Origin of the sequence: Pseudomonas ficuserectae (assembly GCF_024584585.1) — a bacterium.
Classification (GTDB): domain Bacteria; phylum Pseudomonadota; class Gammaproteobacteria; order Pseudomonadales; family Pseudomonadaceae; genus Aquipseudomonas; species Aquipseudomonas amygdali.
The window spans coordinates 1343349-1360446 of sequence record NZ_CP085684.1; the positions used below are offsets into that span (position 1 = coordinate 1343349).

Consider the following 17098-nt stretch of genomic DNA (forward strand, 5'->3'; position numbering starts at 1 on the left):
ATGAACGGTGCGATTTTCCCGTGGCGTGAAAACAACCGCTTTCAATTGCTGATTGACGGTCCTGCGTTCTTCCCGCGCATGATTGCAGCCATTGACCGGGCCGAGCAGCAGGTTGACCTGGAGCTGTATCTGGTCGAAGCCGGGGCCTGCGCCGATGCCATCGTGCGGGCGCTGGTCGAGGCGGGCAGGCGTGGTGTGATCGTGCGCTGCCTGTTCGACGACTTCGGTTCTAAAGCCTTCGACGCCGGCCTGCGCAAGCAACTGACCGATGCCGGTGTAATTCTGCGTTTCTACAACCCTATTCACTGGCGACGCGGCGTGCGCAACTTCTACCGCGACCATCGCAAATTGCTGGTGGTCGACAAGACGCTGGCGGTGGTCGGCGGTACGGGTGTAACCGATGAATTCTGGGAGCCAGACAAGGATGTCAGCCAATGGCACGAAGTGATGGTGGAAATCACCGGGCCGCTGGTTCTTGACTGGCAAGCGTTGTTCAACCGGCAGTTTCACGCCAATGCCCGACGGTTCGCCTGGCGCCCGAAAGAAAACTTTGGTCTGGATCATCTGCCCACCGCCCCGGTAGCCGGTGAAGGCCTTGGCCGTGTGGCGTACGCCGACTCTCGCCAGCACCGCGACATTCTGCAATCGCTGGTGCGCACGCTGAACACCGGGCAAAAGCGCATCTGGCTGGCAACCCCCTACTTTCTACCCACTTGGAAAGTCCGCCGCGCCTTGCGCAGGGCAGCGTCGCGCGGCGTCGATGTACGTTTGCTGCTGACCGGGCCACGCACCGATCACCCGTCGGTACGCTACGCCGGTCACCGTTACTACCCGCGCTTGCTGCGGGCCGGGGTCAAGGTCTTCGAATACCAGCCGTGTTTTCTGCACTTGAAAATGGTTCTGATCGACGACTGGGTGAGCATCGGCTCGTGCAACTTCGACCACTGGAATCTGCGCTTCAACCTTGAAGCCAACCTCGAAGCCCTCGACCCAGGGCTGACCCGCGATGTGGTCGCCAGTTTCGAAAAAGACTTCGCCCTGAGCGCCGAAACCACACTGGCAGACTGGAAGGCCAGACCACTGTGGCGACGCGTCAAACAGCGCTTGTGGGGGTGGATCGACCGGCTGGTGGTCAACCTGCTGGATCAGCGTAATTGAGGTGTACGCGGGGCCGAGCGTGGCCCCGGGTTGTCATCTGGTCAAACGATGCATTCCAGTGAGCGGTCAACCATGGCTTTGGCCATCTCGGCCATGTGCAATACCGAAAACGCCAGATCACGGCTGGTGCCCTGAGTGCTGTCGCCGGACTCATAGGCCGTCGTGATGATGCAGCGCAGCAGATCCGAAGCGTAGTTGAGCGCTTCTTCCTGGCTGACGGATGCGTTGACGGTGAACAGGGCGGTGGGCGGGTCGGGGACGATTTTATGGGGCATGTTTGCAACTCCAGCAGAACTTGGGGGGAGCCGTCACTAATCGCTACCAAACGATAAGGTGGCGGCCGTGTGCAAGTTGGTAGACCGGCTGCTGGCACCCGGTGCATCCGAAGACGCCATGCGCACGGCCACCATAAAGACGAGACGAGAAGGATCGCCTCGCAGAGGTGGCACATTGCGCCAGCAAAAGCAGGTCTACCAAACCTGATCGCTGATTGGGCAGCGACCGATGAAGGCTAGAGACCTGAACAGCCAAGCGCAAGAGGCCGGGATTTTCTCGGAAATTTCCTTCAAATGGAAGGGAGGTGTCCTGCGGTTAATTCTTACAAGAGTTATCGAAAAAGGTTTTCTGAGGATGTTCGCCGTATAGGCGGGGAAGTGACTGGCGCTGTTTATCAGTATTTCAGCAAGCAATACATCACCGAGGGGAGACGCTAAAAAGCTATCGGATTACATTGAGTCAGCATGATGTGTCTCCGCCCTACAGATAATGTGCGGAGTAGAGTGCTTGCAATGAAAATAGCCTGTGCAGCGTTTGCCGGACAGGCTTGTTGTATGAAAAGAGTAGTTAAGGCTTTTTGATATTCTGCATGTAGGTCTGATTCGGGTGAGTCACGACCTTTTTCGTCAACGCGTCCAGTTCCTTGCTGTGATACATGTCCAGGCATTTCAATAGGTCGAATTTTATTCCCTTTATCTGGGATTCGGCCAAAGGGTTTGTGTAGTCTCTGGCGAGGTATTTTTTTACCAGTGCCCGGATTTCATCTGGACCTTCCTCCCAATCGTAGTTGGCCCAGTCCTCCATTGCGGTGACACTGCTGCCCGCGTCAATTCCTACCTTTACATCATATGCATAGGCATTTGCTATACAGTTGGCGAGCACCAAGTCCTTGTAGTTCTGTGCATGGCTTCTATGCATGCCTTCCGGTGATGAAGGTAGTGTGTGTAGTGGTCAACTGATCCCGGACACGACGTTAAGGTTTTTCTCGTACTGAGCGGGCGCCATTCCATCATTGAACTGGTGTGGCCGAATCCAGTTGTAACGATGCATCAGGTAATGACTGATATCCCGCTGAGCCTCTTGGACCGTCATGTAGCCCACGGTCGGTATCCACTCAGTTTTCAAGCTGCGGAACACACGCTCCATCGGCGAGTTGTCGTAGCAATTACCCCGGCGGCTCATGCTCTGGCGTATGCGGTATCGCCAAAGCCGCTGGCGAAACTGTCGGCTCCCGTATTGGACGCCCTGGTCGGAATGAAACAGCAGGCCCTGAGGCTTGCCGCGTTGCTCATAAGCCATGTCCAGCGCCTTGATCACCAAGTCCGTATCCGGTTTGTTCGAAAACGCCCAGCCCACCACCCGACGCGCGTAAAGATCCATAACCACCGCCAGGTAATGCCATTTTCCTTGCGCCCAGATGTAGGTGATGTCGCCACACCAGACCTGATTGGGCGCGGGTACATCGAACTCCCGATTCAAAATGTTCGGAATGTCAGGCCGCTCCACTGTTGCTTTTTTATAAGCATGCGAGCCTGGTTGCTTGCTGATTAATCCCAGCTCCCGCATCAAGCTACGCACCTTGAACCGACCGATTTGCTCGCCATCCGCCTGCATCATCGACACGATACTGCGGCTGCCGGCAGCGCCTCGACTTTGCCCGAACAGCTCATTGACTCGGCTAAGTAAACGAACCCGCTCGGCGTCTGGAGACCGACGCCGCAGGCAATGGTTGTAGTAGCACGAGCGAGGTACCTCGAACACTTCGCACAGCAATTCGATTGGCTCATGGACACTGAGCTGATCAATCAGCGCATGCGCTCGTGCTCTTCCGACATCAAGAGCGCGGTGGCCTTTTTTAAAATGGATTTCTCCCGCTCAAGACGGGCGATCCGGGCTTCGAGCTCCTGGATTTTTTGCTGCTCGGGCGTGAGGGCTTTGCTCTGTGGAGTGACACCGTTGCGCTCTTGTTGAAGCTGGTTGACCCAGCGACGCAGCGCAGATTCGACCACCCCAAGCGAGCGGGAGGCTTCGATATGGCTATAGCCTTGATCGAGCACGAGGCCTGCGGCCTCGCGTTTGAATTCAACGGAAAAGGTACGGCGTTGTTTGGTCATCAGACACCTCTATCTGGCGATATTCTCGCCTAAATGAGTGTCCGGAACCATTAGACCACTACAATCCAGTTCTTTGCTGTGGTAAAGATCGAGGCACTTAAGGAAACTCTGAAAAAGACTTCCTAATTTGGCAAAATCTCCGGACACCAGTCGCCGAGCTTTTCGATGATGAAACAGATGACCTTCGCCGACGCCGAGTATGCCGGCAAGCGCAAGCAGACCCGTAAGGAATTGTTCCTGATCGAGATGGATCAGGTGGTGCCCTGGAAAGGTTTGATTGCCCTGATTGAGCCCTATTATCCAAAAGGAGAAGGTGGCCTGCCCGCCTACCCACTGATGGCGATGCTGCGTGTTCATCTGATGCAGAACTGGTTCGGCTACAGCGATCCGGCGATGGAAGAAGCGCTGTATGAGACGACCATCCTGCGTCAGTTTTCAGGCCTGAGCCTGGAGCGAATTCCAGACGAAACCACCATTCTCAACTTCCGTCGTCTGCTGGAAAAGCACGAGTTGGCGACCGGGATTCTCGGCGTAATTAATGGTTATCTGGGCGACCGTGGCTTGTCGTTGCGTCAAGGCACCATCGTCGATGCCACGCTGATTCACGCGCCCAGTTCGACCAAGAACAAGGATGGCAAACGCGACCCTGAGATGCATCAAACCAAGAAAGGTAACCAGTACTATTTCGGCGCCAAGGCTCACATCGGCGCCGACGACGAGTCAGGCCTGGTGCACAGCGTGGTAGTAACAGCGGCCAATGTGGCAGACGTCACGCAGGTTGCCAAACTGCTGCACGGCGAGGAAAACGTAGTCTGCGCCGACGCAGGTTACACCGGGGTCGAGAAGCGCGAAGAACATGCTGGGCGCAAGGTCATTTGGCAGATTGCCGCCCGCCGCAGCACTTACAAAAAGCACGGAAAACGCAGTATTTTGTACAAGGCGATCCGCAAAATCGAGAAGGCCAAGGCCCAGGTTCGCGCCAAGGTCGAGCATCCGTTTCGGGTCATCAAACGCCAGTTTGGCTATGAAAAAGTGCGCTTTCGGGGCTTGGCCAAGAACACCGCGCAGATGGTGACGTTGTTCGCCCTGTCAAACCTGTGGATGGCCCGCCGACATTTGTTGGCGAGCGCAGGAGAGGTGCGCGTGTAATGCAGGAAATGGTTACCGCAAAAGGCTTTGCAGCGGCCGAAAGAGCTAAAAAGCGAAGATAATTGAGCAAATTTCGACATGCATCGTTTTTTGAAAAGTGCTGAGGACTCGGTAGCCGGAAAAAACCTGCTACTTCAGACCTTCCTTAAGCAAGTCAAATTTCACGCCTTTTATTTCGGATTCGACAAGAGGGTTTGTGTAGTCTCTTGCGAGGTAGTTGTCTACGAATTCTCTGGGCTTCTCAGGGCTTTTTTCCCAGTCATAGTTGGCCCACTCGCGCAACGCTGTGACGCTACTGCCAGCGTCAGTTCCGACGTTGTCACTGAATTTGTAAGCGCTCGCAATGCAGGTGGCAAGAACCATGTCTTTGTAGTTTTGCGCGTGTGTTCTATACATACCTTCTGGCGATGATGGTTGAGCAGATGCATGAACAGCAAGCGCGGTGAGCAAGCAGCAGGCCAGTACGGTCGTGAAAAGTAACTTCATTGCGTAAGGCTCCAGAAGTTTGCCCTGTCTGTACGGTAATTAACGCCATGCTCATTAAAATAGCAATGATCATAGCAGGCGTTTCCGTCGAATAGCGTTGCGTGGCCTCTGGCGTTACTCCAGCCCGATATTTCAAATATTATAATTCCTCTTTTGTTTTTCAGTGCACCTCCGTCAGAGGGTGGGTACCTAACTATTTCAGGTTTTCCCCAGTTGTCTTTCAAAAAGGCGATCAGGTTCTCAATTCTGTAAAAGTATTGTTTCTTATCACCTCCGGTTACTGTTTCACCAAGGACTCTGGGAACTGCTGAGCCGGCGTAGTTTAATAGGTAGCTTATTCGGACGGCGCAGGTGTTTTCCCACCTTTGCAACGGATCGGGATTATTTATATTCTGAGCTACAAGCCCCCCAATCACCTCTGCCACTCGTTTTTCCGGTGCCACCGGATCATAAATATTTTGCGAAGCCGCCCAGGCGGCAGTAAAAAATGGCCGTGCCATAGTCTTTCCCTGATCGTTCTGTAAGGTTCAATGCATGAGCGTTCAAAAAAATCAGGAATAGACCTTGTTGTTGATACGGTTCCAGCCACCCGAGACATTTCCTCCACCGGCACCATCCGATCTTTTTTGCTGTGTGTAGGTGGTTTTTATTTTCCCGTAATTCAAGCTGATCGTTTCACTGGGTATGCCATCATTGGCATGCTGGGTGTAGTTGGAAATGATGACTTCTTCCAGCAGCACTTCAAAGTATTTGACCTTGTCTCCGCCTGCACGATGCAGTGACAAGACGACTTCTTTCAGGTGTCTGCCTCCGCACAAGGTTTCCATGAGCTTGCAGCTCGACTTGTCCAGTGATTTGGTGAACGTGAAATCGCTCAAGGAAGTCCTTCCGGACGATGCGCCACCGGAAGAACTCGCCGTGGCGGAAGTACTTTGATGCATGCCGAAGCCATACCCGGTGATCTCGATACAGTCCTTGTAGCGGTCATCCAGCGCTTCGCCTGGAATGCCTTCTATCTTGATATAGGCGTCAAAAGCCATTTTGAAATCTCCCTGTTTATCAGGCGGTATGCCTGAGAAGTACATTTATTTTTCATGCGCTCACTGGTTTACAGCCAGCAGAAGAATAATCTGTCTTTCAGGGAGGGAAAGGGGTATTGAACCTCTGGGGAGTAGCGAACTGTCTCGGTTTATTGTCTGAAATGTATTACGGACTGATCGCAGGGTGCGATGTATATTACCAGTGAGTCGTATTGTTTATCGGGGACAAGTTGCCTTGTTATATTGGCCACAGGCTGAACGGTCTATTCCGGGTTGCGCTGGAAGATCGCAGGGGCCGTAAGTTAATCCGCATAAAAAACCCGGCTTGCGCCGGGTTTTTATTGTCTTGCAGATCAGAATTTACTGCACTTCCACCGCCAGACTGTCGCTGATCTTCTTCTGCCAGATCTGCGGGCCTGTGATGTGCACGGATTCGCCAGTGCTGTCTACGGCAACGGTAACCGGCATGTCCTTGACCTCGAACTCGTAGATCGCTTCCATACCCAGCTCGGCAAAAGCCACGACTCGGGATTTCTTGATCGCCTGAGCCACGAGGTATGCAGCGCCGCCGACGGCCATCAGATACACGGCCTTGTGGTCACGGATCGCTTCGATGGCGGTCGGGCCGCGTTCGGATTTGCCGATCATGCCCAGCAGGCCGGTCTGGTCGAGGATCTGACGGGTGAACTTGTCCATCCGCGTGGCCGTGGTTGGGCCTGCCGGGCCAACGACTTCTTCGCGTACCGGATCAACCGGGCCGACGTAGTAGATGAAACGACCCTTGAGGTCGACCGGCAGGCTTTCGCCCTTGTTGAGCATTTCGACCATGCGCTTGTGCGCGGCGTCGCGGCCGGTAAGCATCTTGCCGTTGAGCAGCACGGTTTCGCCCGGCTTCCAGCTTTGCACTTCTTCCGGGGTCAGGGTGTCGAGGTTGACGCGGCGGGCCGATGGGCCGGCTTCCCAGACGATTTCCGGGTAGGCGTCCAGCGACGGCGCTTCCAGCGAGGCAGGGCCGCTGCCGTCGAGCACGAAGTGCGCGTGGCGGGTGGCGGCGCAGTTAGGGATCATGCACACCGGCAGCGACGCAGCATGGGTCGGGTAGTCCATGATCTTGACGTCGAGCACGGTGGTCAGACCGCCCAGGCCCTGAGCGCCTATGCCCAGCTGGTTGACCTTTTCGAACAGTTCCAGACGCATCTCTTCGATGCGGTTCTGCGGGCCACGGGCCTTCAGCTCATGAATGTCGATGGACTCCATCAACACTTCCTTGGCCATGACCGCTGCCTTTTCCGCGGTGCCGCCGATGCCGATGCCGAGCATGCCCGGTGGGCACCAGCCTGCGCCCATGGTCGGAACGGTTTTCAGGACCCAGTCGACGATCGAATCGGACGGGTTGAGCATCGCCATCTTCGATTTGTTTTCCGAACCGCCGCCTTTCGCCGCGACGTCCACTTCCACGGTATTACCTGGAACGATGGAGTAGTGGATAACAGCCGGGGTGTTGTCCTTGGTGTTTTTGCGAGCGCCTGCCGGGTCGGCGAGGATCGAGGCACGCAGCACGTTTTCAGGCAGGTTGTAAGCGCGACGCACGCCTTCGTTGATCATGTCGTCCAGGCCCATGGTGGCGCCATCCCAGCGAACATCCATACCCACGCGTACGAAAACGGTAACGATACCGGTGTCCTGGCAGATCGGGCGATGACCGGTCGCGCACATGCGCGAGTTGATCAGGATCTGAGCGATGGAGTCGCGAGCGGCAGGCGACTCTTCACGCAGATACGCCTCGTGCATGGCCTGGATGAAATCCACGGGGTGGTAGTAGGAAATGAACTGCAGTGCGTCTGCAACGCTCTGAATCAGGTCGTCTTGCTTGATCACGGTCATGCGGCGCGCTCCTCTGTAAGGACGGGAACATTCAATTACGCTATCGGCGGCAGTCTGGAACTGCGGCTTGAACCAGAGCTGTCAGGTTAGCCGTAGCGGGCGCAAAAAGGCGCGGCAGTATAACCCGCCCGACAGGCCAGTCTGTACAATCGCCGTTATTTTCTGCACAGGCCGCCTGAATGCCTCAATTGCATGTTGGTGAGCGTAGCTGGTCGTTACCATCGGCCAGCAATCTGCTCGACGCCCTGAATCATGCCGGTGTGCCGGTTCCCTATAGCTGTCGTGCCGGCAGTTGCCATGCGTGCCTGGTGCGCTGTGTCAAAGGCGAGCCTGATGACGCGTTGCCCGATGCCTTGCCCGCTGAAAAGCGCCAGCAGGGTTGGCGGCTCGCCTGCCAGTGCCGAGTGGTCGGTGACTTGGCTGTCGAGGTGTTTGACCCGCAGCGTGACGGCCTGCCTGCGACAGTAGTGGGCTGCGACTGGCTCTGCCCGACCGTGCTGCGTTTGCGTCTGGAGCCTGCGCGACCTCTGCGCTATAGCGCCGGGCAACATCAGGTGTTGTGGACTGACAGCGGTGTCGCCCGGCCTTATTCGCTGGCGAGCCTTCCGGGCGAGGACCCGTTTCTGGAATTTCATATCGACTGCCACCAGTCCGGGGCCTTCCGCGATGTCGCCCGACAGCTGCGTGTCGGTGACACGTTGAGGCTCGGCGAACTGCGCGGAGGGGCGCTGCGCTATGACCCTGACTGGCAGGAAAAACCTCTGCTCTTGCTGGCTGCCGGTACCGGGCTGGGCCCGTTGTGGGGCGTATTGCGTGAGGCGTTGCGTCAGGAGCATCAGGGCACCATCCGCCTGATTCATCTGGCCCATGACAGCCAGCAGCACTATCTGGCCAATGAGCTGCAAGCCCTGGCTGAGCGTTATCCACAGTTGCTTGTTCAACTGATTACCGTGCAGGCGCTGGAGACGACCCTGGCCGAGCTGCGCCTGTTGTCGCGGCATGCGATGGCGTTGTTGTGTGGCAGTGCCGAGAGCGTGGAGATATTTGCCAAGCGGCTGTATCTGGCAGGTCTGCCGCGTAATCAATTGCTGGCGGATGTGTTTGTGGCGCGGGAATAAGGTGTATGTTAGTCACAGCTCTCGTTCGGCACGATTAATCACAAAGATTCGTCAGGCATACACAATGCAAAAAGGCCCCGACTCTTGCGAGACGGGGCCTTGGCTTGCAGCGTTCTGCTATCAGACCAATGGGTCGCCGACGTGCAGAATCTTCATGCCGTTGGTGCCACCGATGGTGTGGTAGCTGTCGCCCTTGGTGAGGATGACCCAGTCACCTTGCTCGACCAGACCACGCTTGAGCAGTTCGTCGACTGCGGCCTGGCTGACCTGACCCGGTGGCAGGGCTGCCGGGTCGAACGGCACGGTGTAGACGCCACGGAACATCGCTGCACGCGCTTGAGTACCACGGTGCGGAGAGAACGCGTAGATCGGCACCGAGGAGCGGATGCGCGACATGATCAGCGGGGTATAGCCGCTTTCGGTCAGTGCGATGATCGCCTTCACACCCGGGAAGTGGTTGGCGGTGTACATGGCCGCCAGCGCGATGCTTTCGTCACAACGGGTGAACGAGTGGCCGATACGGTGGCTGGAAGTCTTGCCGGTCGGGTGCTTTTCAGCGCCGATGCAGATACGCGCCATCGCCTGGACCGCTTCGATCGGGTAGGAGCCTGCAGCACTTTCCGCCGACAGCATGACGGCGTCGGTGTAGTCGAGCACGGCGTTGGCCACGTCGGACACTTCGGCACGCGTCGGCATGGGGCTTGAGATCATCGACTCCATCATTTGCGTGGCAACGATCACCGCCTTGTTGTGGCGACGTGCGTGCAGAATGATGCGTTTCTGTACGCCAACCAGCTCGGCATCACCGATTTCAACGCCCAGGTCGCCACGCGCAACCATGACAGCGTCACTGGCGCGAATCAGCTCATCGAGCACTTCGTCGTTGGCAACGGCTTCGGCGCGTTCGATCTTGGCCACCAGCCAGGCTGTACCGCCGGATTCGTCGCGCAACTGGCGAGCGTATTCCATGTCGGCGGCATCGCGCGGGAAGGAAACGGCTAGGTAATCCAGGTCCATTTCGGCAGCGAGCTTGATGTCCTGCTTGTCTTTCTCGGTCAGTGCCGGAGCCGTCAGGCCACCGCCGCGACGGTTGATGCCCTTGTGATCGGACAGCGGGCCGCCGATCAGCACGGTGCAATGCAGTTCGTCAGCCGTCTGGGTGTCGACGCGCATCACTACGCGACCGTCGTCGAGCAGCAGCTCGTCGCCTACGCCGCAATCCTTGACCAGATCCGGGTAGTCGATACCCACGATTTGCTGGTTGCCACTGGTCAGCGGATGAGCGGTGGAGAAGGTGAACTTGTCACCGACCTTCAGCTCGATTCGCTTGTCGGTGAACTTTGCGATACGAATTTTAGGACCCTGCAGGTCGCCCAGCAGAGCGACGAAGCGCCCGTGTCTGGCGGCGATTTCGCGGATCAGTTTGGCGCGTGCCTTGTGCTCATCCGGAGTACCGTGAGAGAAGTTCAGACGAGCAACGTCCAGACCCGAAAGGATCAGTTGTTCGATGACTTCCGGCGAGTTGCTGGCAGGGCCAAGTGTGGCGACGATTTTGGTGCGGCGAACGGTCATGCACAAACTCCTTAATTGAAGCGCAGCGAGAGGCTACTCCTGTCTGGGTCTTTAGTCATTGTTCCTTTGCACTACCGTGTTGCTGTCAGGGAGGGCAATCGGCTGACGGTCGGTGTGCGATTTACTTGAAGAAACAGGCTGTGACGCCGATACAGGGCAGAGAACAGGAGAGTCCCATGCGTATTGTAACGATTGTTGTATTACTGACTGCGCTCAGCGGTTGCACCCGCTGGGCGATGAATTCCAACCTCGATCACGCTTACCGTGCCTATCAGGAAGGTGATTGTGACCGGGTCATGCTGGATCTTTCCAAGGTCGAGCGTCAAAGCCGTTCGCGCCGTTATGTTCAGCCGGAAGTGTCGATGCTGCGTGGCCAGTGCCTGGAGCGGCAGAAACTGTATGTCGACGCTGCGCAGACCTATCAATTCCTGATGACTCAGTATCCAGAGAGCGAATACGCGTTCCGTGCACGGGCCAGGCTCGATACGCTCGCACAAACGGGTCTCTACCCCAAGGCTCAGCCTGCCAGGCCGATCCCTGCACCTGTTCGAAACGCTCCCGTATCAAAATAGTTACCCTCATTTGAATGGCAGGCGCCGTGTTCGGGTGGATTTTGAAAAATTCTGAGCTAGGCTGTGATCACATAGTGGACGAGCTGCAGAGCTCTAGGCCGAGGCGGTTATCGCGCAGTGCCTCGTTTTTGAAGTCCGCAGCCAGCGAACGGTGTTACGTGATCGCAACAGTGGTCTTAGAAGGCAGCCTGCCATGTATAAAGAGCGGAAAATAGAACGGCACCAATTGCAGGATTACCTGCAGGTCTTCAATCGTCATACTGGCAAGCTGATGGGGTGTCTGGGGAATGTGTCCGGGGAAGGGCTGATGCTGATCAGCGAACTGCCCGTTCTGGTAGGGGCCAGGTTCGATCTGTGTCTGAAAATGCCGAATGGCAATATCGGGCAATCAATAGATCTTAGCGCCAAGTGCCTCTGGAGCCACGAAGACGAGACGCCAGGGAGCTACGACTCCGGTTTCGAGTTGTCTCAGGTCTCGACAGAATACCTGGCGTTCGTCCAGCTCTTGCGGGAGTATTTCTGTTTCTACCCCTTTTATGAAGCCTCAGCCTGAGGCTGCTGGCTGACCCGCAAGGTTTCGCTTATAGCGTACCTGCCTTTTTCAAGCTCAGATAACGGCTGACCAGCTGCGGCCCCAGCTCCCTTGGTCGAGCATCCATTATTGCAATGCCTTGAGCGCTCAAGCGGTCGTGCAGCGAAGCGCGAGCGTTGAGGAAATTCAGGGTTCCGCAATAATCCAGCGCTTGATCATAGGTTTGTACGGGGGCCTGACGCAGACTGTCGAGCACTTCCTCCCTGAGGCTGGCAATCAGCACCCGGTGCTGCTTGCCAAGCTGTCTTGCAGCAGCCACCAGTTCCTCATCGTCTTCATCGCGCAGGTTGGTGATCAGTACCACCAGTGAACGTCTTTTATGGCGCACCATCAATTGGCGAACGGCGGCGCTGTAGTCAGCAGGGCGCCGGGTGGTCTGCAGGTCATAGACCGAGTTGAGCAACAGGTTGAGCTGCCCCGGCCCTTTTACGGGGGCCAGATAGCGGTCCTGCTCACCCGCAAACGTCGCAAGGCCAACCGAGTCACCCTGACGCAATGCGACATAACTCAATAACAGGCAGGCATTGAGCGCGTGATCGAAGTGAGACAAATCACCGTCCTGGCTGCGCATTCGACGTCCGCAATCGAGCATGAAAACGATCTGTTGATCCCGCTCGTCCTGATACTCGCGAGCAATGGGGGAGCGCTGGCGGGCGGTAGCTTTCCAGTCTATCTGGCGCAAGCTGTCGCCTTCACGAAACTCGCGCAACTGATTGAATTCCATTCCTGCCCCGCGACGTTGCAACTGGCGCACCCCCAGTTGGCTCAGCCAGTTGTCCACCGCCAGCAGTTGCCCATCGTAAAGTCGGGCGAAGTCCGGGTAGACGCGGGTCGTGCTGTGTACCGGAAGATAGCGGCGTGCCGTCCACAGGCCCAAAGGCCCCGGCAGGCTGATTTCGCACTGCTCGAAGATGAAATGACCACGGCTCGAGGGGCGCAGACGGTAACCGATGCTGCCTTTGCCGCGTGCAGGCAGGATGATGGGCTGCGGCAGGTTTTCATGTTCCAGGCCATGCGGCACATGATCGAACACCTGCATGGTGACTGGCTTGGCACCGTTGTGTTGCAGGTCGAGCCGCGCCTCGTTCCAGCGGTCCAGCGCCAGGCTGCCCGCAAGCTCGCGCTGCACGCGTGGCGAGGGACGCCTGAACAGCCAGAATGCATCAAGCAGGCTGACACCCGCGAATGCCAGCAACGCTGCCCAATAAAACTCGTCGGTTTTTGCCGGATACTCGATGCCCAGCGCATGGAGCGTTCCTGTCAGTAACGCAACGCACATGAACCCACCGAGCCAGCGCAGCATCGGAACCGACGGTTTCAGAACCTGATTCACAGGCGCGGTGCCGAGACCTGATCAAGGATCTGCCGAAGCACCTGATCCACTGAAAGGCCCTCGATGTCCAGCTCCGGTGACAGCCTGACCCTGTGTCGTAACACAGCCAGCGCGCAGCCCTTGATGTCGTCCGGAGTAACGAACTCACCGCCGCGCAACAATGCTCTGGCCCGCCCGCCACGCACCAGTGCAATTGAAGCGCGCGGCCCTGCGCCCTGGCTAAGACCTGGCCAGGTGCGCGTACTGCGCGCCACGCGCACGGCGTAGTCCAGCACCTGTTCATCAATGGGCAGCTCGCTGGCAATGCGTTGCAGTGCCTGCACCTCCCGAGCCTGCATGATGACCCGCAGCGGCCGCACATCCAGCATGTCGGCACGGGTCGAGCGGGTGACCTGGCGCACCATGTTCAGCTCTTCCAGCGCTTCGGGATAGTCGATGCGCAGCTTGAGCATGAAACGATCCAGTTCGGCTTCCGGCAGTGGGTAAGTGCCTTCCTGTTCGATAGGGTTCTGGGTTGCCAGCACCATGAACGGCTGCGGGATGGGCAGCGCCCGACCTTCGAGGGTTACTTGGCGCTCCTGCATGGCTTCGAGCAGCGCGGCCTGCGTCTTGGCCGGTGCCCTGTTTATTTCGTCGGCCAGCAGCAGGTTGGTGAACAGCGGCCCCTTGCGCAGCTTGAACTGCTCGGTCTGCATGTCGTACACGGCATGGCCGGTGACATCGCTGGGCATCAGGTCCGGCGTAAATTGAATGCGCGCGAACTCACAGCCTATGCAACTGGCAAGCGCCCGGACCAGCAACGTCTTACCCAGCCCCGGTACGCCTTCCAGCAGCACATGCCCGCCGCCGATCAGGGCGGTTAGCACGTCCTCGATCACTGCGTTTTGGCCAATCACAGCCTTTTGCAACTCGTTACGCAACGCCTGAGCCAGCTGGCTGGCGCGTTGCCGCTGCTGCAACTGAGTGCTCGCGGCGCTCGTCGGGCTGGCCGGTTCGATGGCAGGCTCGATAAAGGGCCCGGTGCTGCCTGATGTTTCGGGCGTTTGATCGCTCGCGACTTCTGGAGCGTCACTAACTTTTATATTAGATTTATCGTCCATAAATCAATTACTTACCTGATTTGGCTTTTTCGTAATTTTTGTGCGCAGCGACTGAATGTTTTTTCTCTTGCCGAGCATTATTTCCATGGTAACCGCTCAGGGCATGCGGCGTATTGGTGCATGCCATTCAATTGCACTGACATAGCTGCCGTCTGCACCAAAGATAGATATCTACGCAAGGATGCCTTTTCTGTCTGAAAGGCAGGTGCGTTTGCGTGCCTGTTAGGTAAAGACAGCAATCGACCAGGATCGGGCACTCACAGGCAGTGCCCCTCCGGCTTTATTCAGGAGTAGCGCCGTTCCACAAAGTGTTCACCGCTCAACAGGCTCAAGCCTATAAACCGCGCCTGGCAGCGTTTGAGTTCATGCTCGATAGCCTTGGCTGCGCACCTGAAGATGTGCTGCACGTATCTTCAAGCTTCCGTTATGACTTGATGTCGGCCCATGACATGAAAATCCAGCACAAAGCCTTCGTCGCCCGCGGCCATGAGCAACCGGCGGATGTCGCCTTCGGCTACCACCAGATCCCGGACATTGGCGGATTGCCAGGATTGGTCGGTCTTTAAGCCCCGGCGCGGGTCACTTGATTGCCGATATTGTCAGCGGCGCACCCCCGATCGTTGATCCGCGACCGTATCACCCGGGCCGATTCCGGAAATCAGCCTGGAGTAAAGCGGCGGACTTCTGATCGACTGCATTGCTCCGCAGATTAGCTGGCGTCCCTGAACACAGCTTGCATCTGCCCTCTGTCTGCAGTTACGACCTGATCTTGCTTATGAAAGAAGATCAGTCTTGACAAGTTTTTGTCATTGGGGAAATACTTTGCTGCAATTCATATATATGACTATATAACAAGGCGAATAGGTCAATGAATGCTCTGTCCAACGATGCCCGTTTGCCGCTGTATCAACGTCTTCATGACCCGTTGGCCCAGCAGATTGCAACCAATCACTGGCACCCTGGCCCGTGACTACGCCGACACCCCGCTAGAGTGGCGTCGCTTTCATGCCTATTTCCATGTTGACCTCCTGACTGAACTACCTGACAGCGGTGACATGGCAGCAGGTTGCGAAGTGTTTGCCTTTCCTGAAACGGGTGTTGCACGTGAAGGCACCCATACGCTGTCTGGTTTTTTGCGTGCTCCGTCGAGCGTTACGTCTCGAACCGGTTTTTCAAATGCTGAGTGCAGCCTCAGCGCCAGCCCAACTGAGATATTTTCATGACTACCTTAGATATACAGCTTCTAATGACCGCACTTGTCAGCGTTGTGGTATTGGTGGCACTGATCGTGTCGCGCCTCAAGATGCACCCGCTTTTGGCCCTGATGGTAGTTTCTGTTGGTGTGGGCTTTGCCACCCAAATGCAGCCAGAAAGTATCGTCGCTCACTTGATCGCCGGTGCCGGAAAGACACTAGGGGCAGTTGGGATTGTGATCGCGCTTGGCGCGATGCTAGGCAAAATCCTGGCTGATGCTGGCGTCACGGAGCAGCTGGCCGAGGTCATCCTCAAGCGCACCCCGGATCGCCTGATACCTTGGGCAATGATGATGGTTGCGTTTGTAGTTGGCATACCCATGTTTTTCGAGGTGGGTTTGGTGATTATGCTGCCGCTGATATTCAGCGTGGCGCGAAAGCTGGAAAGCCAGGCTCGCTTCAAAGGCTCGGCGTATGTGTATGTGGGTGTTCCAGTGATTTCGGCGCTCGCCGCCATGCATGGCATGGTACCGCCGCACCCTGGCCCGTTGACGGCCATCGCTGCACTCAAAACCTCAGTGGGGCCCACAATGCTCTACGGCTTTCTCGCGGCTATTCCAGCAATGATTTTGGGCGGTCCACTTTATGGCGCGTTCATTTCGAAGCGCATGAGCACCAGGCCTGACCAGGCATTACTTGATCAGTTCACTCTGGCCGAAAAAACCGACAATCAACCCCGTCCCGGCGTTTTGCTCGGCGTACTGGCAGCCTTGCTACCGGCGATCCTGATGCTGATCAATGCCGTCGCCGAGATGGTGCTACCAAAGGGCAATGCGATCCTGCAAATGGCCAGTTTCGTGGGCAACCCTTTGATATCCATGCTCTTAGGCGTGCTTTTCGCCGGCGCAAGCCTGGTACTGGCGCGCGGTGGCGACGCCGAAAAGGTGCGTGATTCACTGGGTAAAAGCCTCAAGCCTATCGCCTCCATCATCATGATCATCGCAGGAGGCGGGGCATTTCAGGAGATGCTAACCAGTGCCAAGGTAGGCGATGCTATCGTGCACCTGACCCAGCAGTCTGCCTTCCCTCCGTTAATCCTGGGTTGGCTGATTGCGATGTTACTCTCGGTCTCTACTGGCTCGGCAACTGTGGGTATCGTAGGGGCTGCCGGCCTGTTGGCACCGCTTGCGGGTGCTGATCCCACCCTCAACTTGCCCTTGCTGGCATTGTCAATCGGCTGCGGTTCGCTGTTTTTCAACTATGCGAATCATGCAGGCTTCTGGATGGTGAAGGAGTCCTTTGGCATGACAATGGGAGAGGCGACGAAGACTATCTCGGTGGTTCAATCCATTGTGGCGGTGGTCGGATTGGTTGTGGTGTTGATCTTGAATGCGGTTATTACAGTAAGTTGAGTCGGGATTCATTCGCAGCGCCGAAGCCTGCCCAAATGAGGTATCCAACACTACGTACCCATGAGCTTCTAAAGGTTTGATTTCAATATCGCAGATATC

At 56.7% G+C, this 17098-nt stretch carries 14 protein-coding genes and 4 pseudogenes; 8 read left to right on the top strand and 10 right to left on the bottom strand.

The features are described from left to right. On the top strand, positions 1 to 1158 hold the full coding sequence (locus tag LJU29_RS06075) for a phospholipase D-like domain-containing protein (protein WP_005734681.1): 1158 nt from the start codon (positions 1 to 3) through the stop codon (positions 1156 to 1158). Between the two features lie 41 nt (positions 1159 to 1199). Here the strand turns inward: LJU29_RS06075 and LJU29_RS06080 are convergent, their stop codons facing one another. The 3 genes and pseudogenes from LJU29_RS06080 to LJU29_RS06090 all read right to left on the bottom strand — a co-directional run bounded on the left by LJU29_RS06080 (position 1200) and on the right by LJU29_RS06090 (position 3548). Beyond that, the gene (locus tag LJU29_RS06080) at positions 1200 to 1433 is read right to left on the bottom strand and encodes a DUF6124 family protein (RefSeq protein WP_002554991.1); all 234 of its coding nucleotides are present in this window, start codon (positions 1431 to 1433) and stop codon (positions 1200 to 1202) included. A gap of 568 nt (positions 1434 to 2001) precedes the next feature. After that, a pseudogene (locus LJU29_RS06085) lies at positions 2002 to 2376 on the bottom strand (type VI secretion system amidase immunity protein Tai4); the annotation flags it as partial. Positions 2377 to 2385: 9 nt separating this feature from the next. Further along, positions 2386 to 3548 (bottom strand): IS3 family transposase gene (locus LJU29_RS06090; protein WP_122320854.1). Its coding sequence is split into 2 segments (ribosomal slippage): positions 2386 to 3293 and positions 3293 to 3548, totalling 1164 coding nucleotides; the frame shifts between segments, so codons are not numbered across the junction. Between the two features lie 168 nt (positions 3549 to 3716). Here LJU29_RS06090 and LJU29_RS06095 point away from each other — a divergent pair. Further along, positions 3717 to 4697 carry an IS5-like element ISPsy2 family transposase gene (locus tag LJU29_RS06095; protein WP_257112691.1) on the top strand — a complete coding sequence of 327 codons (981 nt, stop codon included), beginning with the start codon at positions 3717 to 3719 and terminating at the stop codon, positions 4695 to 4697. Between the two features lie 144 nt (positions 4698 to 4841). On the opposite strand, the pseudogene LJU29_RS06100 reads toward LJU29_RS06095, so the two are convergent. The 4 genes and pseudogenes from LJU29_RS06100 to LJU29_RS06115 all read right to left on the bottom strand — a co-directional run. Beyond that, positions 4842 to 5183, bottom strand: a pseudogene (locus LJU29_RS06100) (type VI secretion system amidase immunity protein Tai4); the annotation flags it as partial. Next, positions 5180 to 5683: a type VI secretion system amidase effector protein Tae4 gene (locus LJU29_RS06105; RefSeq protein WP_257111784.1), complete on the bottom strand. Its 504-nt coding sequence runs from the start codon at positions 5681 to 5683 to the stop codon at positions 5180 to 5182. The pseudogene LJU29_RS06100 and the gene LJU29_RS06105, both read right to left, overlap by 4 nt. A 51-nt stretch (positions 5684 to 5734) precedes the next feature. Further along, the gene (locus LJU29_RS06110) at positions 5735 to 6223 is read right to left on the bottom strand and encodes an Hcp family type VI secretion system effector (RefSeq protein WP_257111786.1); all 489 of its coding nucleotides are present in this window, start codon (positions 6221 to 6223) and stop codon (positions 5735 to 5737) included. A gap of 360 nt (positions 6224 to 6583) precedes the next feature. Further along, positions 6584 to 8107: a fumarate hydratase gene (locus LJU29_RS06115; protein ID WP_002554987.1), complete on the bottom strand. Its 1524-nt coding sequence runs from the start codon at positions 8105 to 8107 to the stop codon at positions 6584 to 6586. Between the two features lie 179 nt (positions 8108 to 8286). On the opposite strand from LJU29_RS06115, the gene LJU29_RS06120 reads away from it, so the two are divergent. After that, positions 8287 to 9225, top strand: coding sequence for an iron-sulfur-binding ferredoxin reductase (locus LJU29_RS06120; protein ID WP_005753895.1), 939 nt, complete (start codon positions 8287 to 8289; stop codon positions 9223 to 9225). Positions 9226 to 9345: 120 nt separating this feature from the next. On the opposite strand, the gene pyk is transcribed toward LJU29_RS06120, so the two are convergent. Continuing rightward, positions 9346 to 10797, bottom strand: coding sequence for a pyruvate kinase (gene pyk / locus LJU29_RS06125; RefSeq protein ID WP_002554985.1), 1452 nt, complete (start codon positions 10795 to 10797; stop codon positions 9346 to 9348). A gap of 176 nt (positions 10798 to 10973) precedes the next feature. Between pyk and LJU29_RS06130 the strand changes: the two genes are divergently transcribed. After that, complete coding sequence (locus LJU29_RS06130) at positions 10974 to 11369, top strand: tetratricopeptide repeat protein (protein ID WP_002554984.1); 396 nt, start codon at positions 10974 to 10976, stop codon at positions 11367 to 11369. Positions 11370 to 11562: 193 nt separating this feature from the next. Beyond that, entirely contained in the window at positions 11563 to 11922 is a 360-nt protein-coding gene (locus LJU29_RS06135) for a PilZ domain-containing protein (protein ID WP_005745539.1), read from the top strand. 28 nt (positions 11923 to 11950) lie between these two features. Here LJU29_RS06135 and LJU29_RS06140 read toward each other — a convergent pair whose 3' ends face one another. Both LJU29_RS06140 and LJU29_RS06145 read right to left on the bottom strand, forming a co-directional pair. Continuing rightward, the gene (locus LJU29_RS06140) at positions 11951 to 13294 is read right to left on the bottom strand and encodes a DUF58 domain-containing protein (protein ID WP_005753888.1); all 1344 of its coding nucleotides are present in this window, start codon (positions 13292 to 13294) and stop codon (positions 11951 to 11953) included. After that, positions 13291 to 14394, bottom strand: coding sequence for an AAA family ATPase (locus LJU29_RS06145; RefSeq protein WP_257111797.1), 1104 nt, complete (start codon positions 14392 to 14394; stop codon positions 13291 to 13293). Before LJU29_RS06145 ends, LJU29_RS06140 begins: the two co-directional genes overlap by 4 nt. Before the next feature lie 293 nt (positions 14395 to 14687). Between LJU29_RS06145 and LJU29_RS06150 the strand changes: the two are divergent. From LJU29_RS06150 to LJU29_RS06155, 3 genes and pseudogenes are all read left to right on the top strand, one after another. After that, positions 14688 to 14960: pseudogene (locus LJU29_RS06150) on the top strand (HAD family hydrolase); the annotation flags it as partial. Beyond that, a pseudogene (locus LJU29_RS29530) lies at positions 14948 to 15082 on the top strand (D-amino-acid oxidase); the annotation flags it as partial. The pseudogenes LJU29_RS06150 and LJU29_RS29530, both read left to right, overlap by 13 nt. Positions 15083 to 15613: 531 nt before the next feature. Continuing rightward, complete coding sequence (locus LJU29_RS06155) at positions 15614 to 16999, top strand: GntP family permease (RefSeq protein WP_002554979.1); 1386 nt, start codon at positions 15614 to 15616, stop codon at positions 16997 to 16999. The last annotated feature ends 99 nt before the right edge of the window (positions 17000 to 17098 follow it).